At 57.3% G+C, this 7,071-nt stretch carries 5 protein-coding genes and 1 pseudogene; 5 read left to right on the forward strand and 1 reads right to left on the reverse strand.

Going from position 1 to position 7,071, the window contains the following annotated elements:
* Nucleotides 1-128 precede the first annotated feature (128 nt).
* The 5 genes and pseudogenes from IF809_RS37500 to IF809_RS37520 all read left to right on the forward strand — a co-directional run bounded on the left by IF809_RS37500 (nucleotide 129) and on the right by IF809_RS37520 (nucleotide 5,937).
* A pseudogene (locus IF809_RS37500) lies at nucleotides 129-1,328 on the forward strand (IS256 family transposase).
* Nucleotides 1,329-2,424: 1,096 nt separating this feature from the next.
* Nucleotides 2,425-3,180 carry a PEP-CTERM sorting domain-containing protein gene (locus tag IF809_RS37505; RefSeq protein ID WP_462839995.1) on the forward strand — a complete coding sequence of 252 codons (756 nt, stop codon included), beginning with the start codon at nucleotides 2,425-2,427 and terminating at the stop codon, nucleotides 3,178-3,180.
* Between the two features lie 395 nt (nucleotides 3,181-3,575).
* Nucleotides 3,576-4,238, forward strand: coding sequence for a hypothetical protein (locus tag IF809_RS37510; protein ID WP_462839996.1), 663 nt, complete (start codon nucleotides 3,576-3,578; stop codon nucleotides 4,236-4,238).
* A 79-nt stretch (nucleotides 4,239-4,317) separates the two neighbouring features.
* The gene (locus IF809_RS37515) at nucleotides 4,318-4,674 is read left to right on the forward strand and encodes a hypothetical protein (RefSeq protein WP_462839997.1); all 357 of its coding nucleotides are present in this window, start codon (nucleotides 4,318-4,320) and stop codon (nucleotides 4,672-4,674) included.
* 291 nt (nucleotides 4,675-4,965) lie between these two features.
* The gene (locus IF809_RS37520) at nucleotides 4,966-5,937 is read left to right on the forward strand and encodes a hypothetical protein (RefSeq protein ID WP_462839998.1); all 972 of its coding nucleotides are present in this window, start codon (nucleotides 4,966-4,968) and stop codon (nucleotides 5,935-5,937) included.
* 954 nt (nucleotides 5,938-6,891) lie between these two features.
* Here the strand turns inward: IF809_RS37520 and IF809_RS37525 are convergent.
* On the reverse strand, nucleotides 6,892-7,071 hold a 180-nt coding region (locus tag IF809_RS37525; protein ID WP_462839999.1), incomplete at its 5' end, for a hypothetical protein.

Genomic DNA, 7,071 nt, shown 5'->3' on the forward strand with positions numbered 1-7,071 from the left:
CGGTAGAGCAAAGCCGCCCGGACGCGCGCCCTGATAGCGCCGTAGCGGGCGGGCGGCTTTGCGGTGGTCACCGGCAGTTCTCCGGTAGGATCGGGTTGCGACACGCCAACGCAACCGAGGAACCACCGATGACCGACGACATGATGAACCTGCGCACGCTCGTGGAGAAGACCCCTGATGCCGATCTGTTGCGCGAGATGATCGGCTTTGCGGCCCAGCGCCTGATGGAGCTGGAAGTTGAAGGCCAAACCGGGGCGGCCTACGGCGAGAAGAGTCCCGAGCGTCTGGCGCAGCGCAACGGCTATCGGGACCGGATCTGGGAGACCCGCGCCGGTGCGGTCGAACTGCGCATTCCCAAGCTGCGCAAAGGCTCTTACTTCCCCGGCTTCCTGGAGCCGCGCCGGATGGCCGAGAAGGCGCTGACTGCCGTGGTTCAGGAGGCTTACGTTCAGGGCGTCTCGACCCGCTCAGTCGAGGATCTCGTCCAGGCAATGGGGATGAGCGGCATCTCCAAAAGCCAGGTCAGCCGACTGTGCGGCGAAATCGACGACAAGGTGAAGGCCTTCCTCGCCCGTCCGATCGAGGGCGACTGGCCCTATCTGTGGATCGACGCCACCTACGTGAAGGTGCGCCAGAATGGCCGCATCGTGTCGGTTGCGGTGATTGTCGCGGTCGGCGTCAACAGTGACGGCCGGCGAGAAGTTCTCGGCATGGACATCGGCCCCTCCGAGGCCGAGACGTTCTGGACCGCGTTCCTGCGCAAGCTCGCCCGCCGCGGCTTGCGCGGCGTCAAGCTGGTCGTCTCCGACGCCCACGAGGGCATCAAGGCCACCGTGGCCAAGGTGCTCAATGCCAGCTGGCAGCGCTGCCGCGTCCACTTCATGCGCAACGCACTGGCTCATGCCGGCAAGAGCGGATGACGAGTGGTCTCCGCCTTCATCGCCACCGCGTTTGCCCAGGACGATGCCGAGGCCGCCAAAACGCAGTGGCGCAAGGTCGCCGATCAGCTCCGCCCCAAGCTGCCCAAACTGGCCTGCTTCCTCGACGAGGCTGAGACCGACGTACTCGCCTACATGACGTTCCCGCCCCAGCATCGGACCAAGCTGCATTCGACAAACCCGATCGAGCGCCTCAACGGTGAGATCAAGCGCCGGACCGAGGTGGTCGGCATCTTCCCCAACGAGGATGCCATCGTCCGCCTCATCGGAGCGATCCTGCTCGAGCAAAACGATGAGTGGGCCGTCCAGCGAGCCCGCTACATGACGCTGGAAACCATCGCGCCATTGAGCGATGATCCCACTGTCAGCCTTCAGGCTATCGCCAGCTGACCAGCCCGGCTCTCGCCGGCGAACGCGGTGACCCGCCGCCAGCTACACCACGCCAAGGGACACGATCCTTCTCGTCATGAAAGCAATTGACCAATACACCTGACCCGAGCGATCGAAAATTAGCGGGAAATGCGGCTACTAGCAATTCAGGACAGAACTTAAGCTAATCGGTCAACCTTAACGTTCGTGGTTTGGATCAGGAGCCACCCACAACCCAACATACTATCTCACCAATCCGTAGACAATTCTTGGCCCTGGGAGCATGTTTAGGCAGACGAACGGGGAGCCATTGCAATGAAGGTAGCAATCGCTTTGTTTGCATACATCGTCGCGAGCTGCTCGTCTGCGACCGATATGAACGCAACTCACCTAAAGCACGAGAACGGGAAGTTTGTGGTTGCGCAAAGCTATTGCCAGATGTGCCGCGATGCGCGAACCTCGTGCATCCTTCGATGCAACGGTTCGGGCCTTTGTATCCAAAACTGTGAGGACGCGTTCGAATCTTGCATCGAAGACAATTGTCGTGGTTTCCGGCGATGGTAGCGGAGCCGGCAGTGGCCGAGCCCAGGGTGCAGAATAGGCGACTGCTATGTGCGCGCGACGTCGTCTCCGAGGAAGTCGTAGCAAAATCAAGAATGTTTGTGCTGCTTGATGGCGAACTGAAAATTATCAACGAAGGACTCGATCGTACGAGCCGGCTCGATTCGACGCCTTCGCCGGCACTGTAGTTCATAGCGGCCGGTATAATGGTGAAGGCGAGCTCTGGCAGCACTAGCCATTGCAGCGAGGCCGATCGTGGACGCGCTTTCGGATTGACGTCAGGCGGTGCGATAAACCGCTAGCCCGAGTCCCCCCAGCGCTAAGCATATCGTAAGCAGGAGGCTTGCCGACGCCGGAGCGCAGTTGATGCAAGTACCGACCATTACCATCCGAACACTCCGAAACCAGTAATCTGGTTGTACAAGCGACGATACTACACTGCTCGCGCCTGGGGACCAGGTCATTAAGATTAATCCGTCTCTCTGATGGTCAAGCATTTGACGAGATTTAATTTATTGAATATTCAATTATTGAATTTGAATTGGCATGGGTTCTCATGAAAAATGTTTTGATCTTACTCGCCACTTTCCTGGGTTTTGGCTCGATGTCAAATTCCTCAGCAAAGGCAGAGATTTATAACCTCAACGTGGCCTGCTCCGGCTGCGGCTCGCTTACATCGTTCGGCACGGTGACGGCGACCAACGATGGCAATAATCTGAAATTGTCGGTGCAGCTGGCAAGTGGCGTCTATTTCAATAATGCTGGGAATGCTGGTCAGGTTCACGACGCGTTGATGTTCAACGTCGACAACGCCGTGGCTGGCGTGTCTGACCTGACCTTTCTCGGCTTGGGAAGTTCGCTCGGACTTAAGGGCACATATTTCACGAACAGCTATATCAGCACGAAGACTCCGAACCCGGAGACCGCCGGTTCGTTCAACGCTAACCCGCTGACCTCAGGGGCCAACCCTGAGTTCGACTACGAGATGCTCTTCAAGGACACCTCGCACAACGGCAATAACGTCACGAAGGTCTTCAACGATTTGACCTTCGAAATCGTGGGCAAGTCCGTCAAGGATCTCGACTTCAACCATGTCGTATGCGGTGGCGGTTGTCGGAACCCCGGAAATTATGATGTTTGGTTCGCCGTCGACGTCTGGGATTCTGCCGCCGGGAAGACTGGCTTCGTCGGGGCAACCTCGACCCCTGCCGTTCCGGAAGCCTCGACTTGGGCCATGATGCTGCTCGGCTTCTGTGGCGTAGGTTTCCTGGCGTATCGCCGAAATGGCTCTGCGCAGCTCCGCTCGACGTAACCTGCGGCTGAAGAAAATCATCCGGAAAGCGCCGCCGCGGGCGGCCCTTTTCATTTGTGCCGCAGATGTGGCGGCTTATGGGTCCGCGAAGCTTGCCGTGGCTCCGCCCTAGTCGCGTCTTCGCTGGTTTGACGTCTTGTTTGGGGCCAGCGTTCGCGTGCGCTCGTCGCAGGGCTTCCTCTCCGCTTTAGCGCTCCGTACTCGGATCTGCAGCTCATCCGTGGATTGACTATGGTCCGCAGAAGTCCCCCTGCGCTCGACGGGCAGCCGTGTTGTGGATTAGCAACTGCCGTCTGCGATCGCCTCGCGGGTCGAGATAACCCCTGACCTGTCTTGACCGGGTCTGGCGAGTCAATTAGCTTGGTTTAAATAAGATTTAAACTGAGGTGAATGAAATGAAGTTCGGCCACGAGAGGGTACTTGGCTGCGCGGCGGCTTGCGTCATCGGAGTTCTTGTAGCCGCGACCCCGGCGCGGGCTGGTATCGTACTGTCCGAGAACTTCAACGGCGTGCCTCTGACCCTAAACGCGACTAACGTTGGGTCAAACTTCACTGTGGCGCAGGGCGCTGTGGACGTCATCGGTGCCGGCAGCTCTTTTGATTTCTATCCCGGCAACGGGACCTATCTCGATCTCGACGGCTCAAAGCTTCAGCTTGGCACCATCAGCTCGACGAGCTTCGGCCCCGGCACCTATACGCTGTCGTTTGATTTCGGTGCCTATACCTACAACCACCGATATATTACCGAGCTGCTGCACTTCGCCTTAGGGGATTTCAATCAAACCCTTACGCCAACGGTTGATTCCTCGGTCACGCCGGGAGCTTCGCTGCAACATTATTCGCTCACCTTCACGACGACCACCGCGGGTGATTTGACCTTCTCGGCCATCAATCCCGTCAATCCCGGTTTTGGCACCAACGTTGGCCCGATTCTCGACAACGTGGTTCTGACCGCCGTGCCGGAAGCGTCGACCTGGGCGATGATGCTCGTCGGTTTCTTGGGCGTTGGCTTCACGGCCTATCGTCGGAGCTCGGGTGCAAGGCTGCGTGTCGCCTGACGCGCGCTGGCAGCCAAACCCGGCAAAAAGCCGCCGCAGGGCGGCTTTTCTTTTTGCATTGACGCGGAGTAACGTGCCCGTGACGCGGTTGTCGGCGCTGGAAGTGCAAATGCGGACGGCTCGCAGGATTTTCGCGGTGATTCTCCTGATCTTGGTTGGCGACCACGGCGTCGAGGCGGGCGAGCGCATGCGGCGGTCGCCACTCTCGCCTGATGAGGAGGCGGCCCGCATCGGGTCCCACTGGCGACGAACGACGAGGTTCTCCAAAAAAGGCGATACCATCGTTACCGATCGGGGCTTCTTCGTCTTCCGCGGCGTTGGAGACGACGGCTACACCAACGATTTTGCACCAATTGCCAATCCGCTCGTTGCCAGCGGATTTGTAGCTCCAATTGATAATCGCAAGCCGCGTGAACAATCGTCGTCACGGCGATAACTCAGCCATTTGCCTGTCAACCATCGGGTGGGCGGCATGACCCGCATCACGATCTGGACACCCGAGGTGAACGCTTTAGCGGAGTTCGCGAAGTGCCCCGTCGCAGCAGGCCGCCGCCCTTCAGCAACGACTAATCCTCCAAAGATTAATCCCAGCGGAAGGGCGGGCGTCAGAATTAATCAACGCTGCGAAAAGCACAACCGTTAATGCAAGCCGAGTTGACTGCAACCTGAAAATCGCAATATCTAAATTAATGCTTCCGATTTGCCCTTCGGAGGCCGGAGTTTGGAAATGCCTTTTCATCAAAACCTGTTCGTCTCGTTGGTCTTCGTACTCGTTGCAGTTTGTCTGCAGGTGACAGCAGCGTCCGCTGGGCTTGTTACCGTGAGCAGCTACGACATGGACAACGGCAACGGCGCCGCCCAGTACACGACACCGACAGGTGGTCAGAACTACTTCGACTTCAGCTATACCAAGAATGGCCAATCCACTCCTGACGTGAACGCTGGAAGAAATGGCTCGGCAAGTTCAATTCCGAATAATTTGAACGCGAATAATGCGCTTCTGACGGGTGGCATCGGCAAGCTTACCGACGGTGCGATCGCGAGCGACAACTACTCGCTCGTCAGTGGCTCGGACGGAAAAATTTCGAACGGCTGGACAACCGCGAAGTCGCTCTATTATGGATCATTGAACGGTCAGCCCAGTCAGTATGTTGGTTGGAAGTATCAGGACCCTACGATTACTTTCCATCTGACTGCTGGTCAGTTCGTCAGCCAAATCAATCTTTACGTTGCAGCAAACGAATCGCTTGGTCTGGTTGGGGCACCTGGCAACGTGACCCTGTCGTTGAACGGAATGCTGCTCGATCCATCGATGTATAGCGAGACGACGGCTGCCTATAAGCCTGCCAGCAATCCCTATGCGGGAAGCACGGATGTGATTACGATCGCGCTAAAGCAGGCCATTTCCTCTGATCTGGCATTTTCGCTGCAACTCTTCCGCGGTGCGCTCGAGGGCGATGGCTACGAGTACGAGAACACGTATTGGGATGCGAACAACAAGGTTTTTAATGACCCCTTGAGTGGCTTCCAAGAAAATGCTTGGGATCCGAAACTGGAGCCTTGGATCATGTTGAGCGAGGTGCAGTTCACGGCCGCCGTTCCGGAAACCTCAACCTGGGCTATGTTGATCACAGGATTCGCAGCGCTAGGGCTCCTTGCGCACCGCCGTCGCAGAAGTCCAGTGTTGCAGGCCGGTTAAATCATCTTGTCGTCGTGCGATTCAATTGGGCGCCAGCAGTGGCGGCCTTTTTCGTTGAGCAGCCGCGCGGTACGCTCTGAGCGAGGGCCATAGCGATCATGCTCAGCTTCTCGATCTGCAGCTTCAGGTGAGCGATCAGCGCTTGTTCGGCAGACTGTTGGGATCGGGAACGCTACCAAGTTCTGCAAGAGTTGCCAGCGCGGCCGGCTGCAGCGCCTCAAATATTCCGGCAGCCCGGGCGTTCTTCGCGGGCCATCGCGCGCGATCGGAACCGGCAGACTTTCATCTTCATTAACGACCATTCATGTCGAGGCATATTTTTATGCCGTTCGTCAGAAGTCGGATTGACGAAAAATCTCACGGCTTTAAGCTTTGCGGTTACCACGCTACGAAGCTTATCACGCATGCCGAACTTTCGTGCATCATGTTCCTTTCGCGGAACAATGTTACTGCGGCGGTTGCTTGGCTTGGAATTTTGCTCATTGAGCTGACTCACGGAACTTTGACTGAACCACGCTGAAACTCGGGTGACCAACATTTGGTGAGTCGTGGCTCAATGCGTTGGTACGCGTTTTGCTTCTTGTTAGACGTTGGAGATTTTCATGAAAAGTGCTTTTCCGAAGGGACAGAAATCCCGTGAATTGAAGAAGGCCAAACGAACGTCAAAGCGGCCGGCGTCGCTCGGCGAAAGCATTGCAGCCCGCTACCTTGAGGTTTTGCGGCTAAGGCAGCGTGTCCTCGAGGCGGGCACTTGGCGCCTTGATCGGCACTGAGGATTGGAAAATGCGTTCCGTTTACGTTACGTCGCTCGTGGTCGGGATGGTTGCCTGGCTCTGGGCAATTACCACAGGAATCATGTGGGTCCTTGGGGCTTAGGGTCAATGGGAAGAAGAGAACCGTCCGGGCGGTTCTTCAATGCCGAACCTATGATAATTGATCATATTCCGCTGACGCCTAATTAGTGATTGCGGCTTCGATGGGCGGAAAGCGATGGTTACGGGAAGGAAGTAACGCGCGTGGTGGACTTCGCTCGTTCGCTCGCACCGCCTGCTCAATAGTAAGCGTAGCTCTGCCGCCCTTTGAATGACGCTTGACGCCTATTTTGTTCGCGTGGCGCGTCGCCGCGGCATCCAT

It is taken from the genome of Bradyrhizobium sp. UFLA06-24 (assembly GCF_054967145.1).

Bases quoted from the DNA above. Each gene is read 5' to 3' on its own strand.
- IF809_RS37505 (WP_462839995.1), top strand. From the start codon at position 2,425: ATGAAAAATGTTTTGATCTTACTCGCCACTTTCCTGGGTTTTGGCTCG.
- IF809_RS37510 (WP_462839996.1), top strand. From the start codon at position 3,576: ATGAAGTTCGGCCACGAGAGGGTACTTGGCTGCGCGGCGGCTTGCGTC.
- IF809_RS37520 (WP_462839998.1), top strand. From the start codon at position 4,966: ATGCCTTTTCATCAAAACCTGTTCGTCTCGTTGGTCTTCGTACTCGTT.